This window comes from Variovorax sp. P4_D9 (assembly GCF_056401695.1).
In genome coordinates this window covers 1-2,073 of the sequence record NZ_JBFUIU010001208.1, presented here as the reverse complement: position 1 = coordinate 2,073, position 2,073 = coordinate 1, and the positions used below count along the sequence as shown (strand labels likewise).

Sequence of the window (2,073 nt, the reverse complement as noted above, 5' to 3'; positions counted from 1 at the left end):
ACACCGCAGCGATCGATACGCCAGGCGAGCTGCATGCCGCCACGACCTGCGCCTTGAACTCGGCGCTATGTGTGCGCCGGCGTCGACGGCCAGCGCTGGCTTCGTTGGAAATAGTGTGCACGTGTCCACCAAAAACGTAGTGGACACGAGCATCCTAAAACGATCCGTCGCAATCAAGGTGCCGCGGCGAGACGCTTACGCTACGTTCGCCTTGCAATCCGCTGTAGCCACCTCCTGCTCTTTTTCGGCTTCTGCCTTGAGTCTGGCGACCCGGTCGGCCGGTGTCTCGACGGGGATGGCAGCCGAGGATCCGGCCGATTCGCCTTGCGGCTGGCAAGCGAAAAGAAGCGGTAACGAAGCCGCCATTGCCAAAAGAATAGCCCTCATCTCGCTCCTTATATGCCTCAGGTTTCGGGCAATGACCTTAAGCAGATCGAAAGAGCCGATCCGATACGGGATGCCCCACCCTAACGTTTAGTTACGGTCCGCACGCTCGGCAAGAACCCCGGCGTTAGGCCCCGGGCTAGAAGAAACGCTCGATGTCCGCGATGGTTTGCTCAATTAGAGCGGCGTCGTCCGGGTGCTCACCCCAACTTTCTTTGGAATGAGCGTTTACGCGCCAGAGGGAAGGCAGAGCGTTTTTTCGCCGACTTTGGAATATGCCAACGGGCTGTAACCCGCATGGATGCTCGATTCTCGGCCCGGCCTGTCACGCCGGGGGTCGCGGGTTCGAGTCCCGTCCACTCCGCCAGATAAAAGCCCTTGTGAGTCAACGACTTGCAGGGGCTTTCCTCTTTCTGGACTGACTAAATAATCAGCACTTCAGCGCCCCAGGTCTATCGCGCTGACCCCCGCAATGCCCCAGTTCTGCTTGGGCACGTCGTGGATCCAGACGCGGATGTTTTCCTTGGGCGCGCCGACGGCGTCCTGCAGCGCCTGGGTGACCTTTTCGATGACGGCCCTCTTCTGGTCGTCGGTACGGCCTTCGATCATGTAGATCTGTGCAAATGGCATCGCGGCCTCCTCAGGCGAAACGCAGCGAGACGCTGCCCAGACCTTGCACGCGCAGGCTCACGTGGTCGCCGGCCTCCACCACCACCGCTTCGGTGACGCCACCGGACATGATCATGGTGCCGGCCGGGATCTCGCGGCCGCGCTGGCCCAGATGGTTGGCGAGCATCGCGACGGCCGTGGCCGGGTGCCCGAGCACCGCTGCACCGGCGCCGATGGCGACGACTTCGCCGTTCTTTTCCATCACCACGCCGAGCGTGCGCAGATCCAGCCGGTCGACCCGCTGGGCCTGCCCGCCGACGACGAAGCGCGCGGCCGAGGTGTTGTCGGCCACGACGCTTTTCAGGTCGAACTTGAAGTCGCGGTAGCGGCTGTCAATCACCTCGATGCCGGGAAGCACGAAGTCGGTTGCCCCGAGCACCGAGCCGATGTGGCAGCCCGGGCCCTTGAGCGCGTGCTTGAGTACGAAGCAGATCTCGGGTTCGACCTTGGGGTGGATCAGCTCGCTGCGCTTGACCTCGCCGCCCTCCGGCACACAGAAGCCGTCAACGAGGAAACCGAACACCGGCGTATCCACGCCCATTTGCTTCATCTTGGCATGCGAGGTCAGGCCCGCCTTCAGGCCGACGACGCGCGCGCCGCGTGCCAGCTTGCGGCGCAGGATCTCGTCCTGGATCGCATACGCGTCGTCCCAATCCATGCCGGGGTGTTCGTCGGTGATCTTCAGCGTGCCGCGGGCCTGCAGCTCGCAGGTCTCGAGGTGTTCGGCCAGGCCGGCGATGGTGACTTTGTCGAGTGCCATGGTGTTCTCCTCAGGCCGCCTCGGCCAGGTTCAGTCGGCGCGCCCGGGCCATCGTGAGCGCGGTGTCTTCGATCATGTCTTCCTGCCCGCCGACCATGCCGCGTCGGCCCAGCTCGACCAGCAGGTCGCGTGCCGGCACGCCGTATTTCTTCTCGGCGCGCTTGGCAAAGAGCAGGAAGCTGCCGTAGACGCCCGCATAGCCCAGCGTCAGCGCGTCGCGGTCGATGCGGATCGGGAAGTCCATGATCGGCACGGGCACG

At 63.8% G+C, this 2,073-nt stretch carries 2 protein-coding genes and 1 pseudogene; all 3 read right to left on the bottom strand.

Annotation, left to right across the window (positions count from 1 at the left end):
• Positions 1-822 precede the first annotated feature (822 nt).
• Positions 823-1,014, bottom strand: coding sequence for a 2-hydroxymuconate tautomerase (locus AC1DY5_RS53070; RefSeq protein WP_478122256.1), 192 nt, complete (start codon positions 1,012-1,014; stop codon positions 823-825).
• A gap of 10 nt (positions 1,015-1,024) precedes the next feature.
• Positions 1,025-1,813 (bottom strand): 2-oxo-3-hexenedioate decarboxylase, encoded by a 789-nt coding sequence (dmpH, locus tag AC1DY5_RS53065; protein WP_478122255.1) that lies wholly within the window; start codon positions 1,811-1,813, stop codon positions 1,025-1,027.
• A 10-nt stretch (positions 1,814-1,823) separates the two neighbouring features.
• Positions 1,824-2,073 (bottom strand): annotated as a pseudogene (locus AC1DY5_RS53060) (4-hydroxy-2-oxovalerate aldolase); the annotation flags it as partial.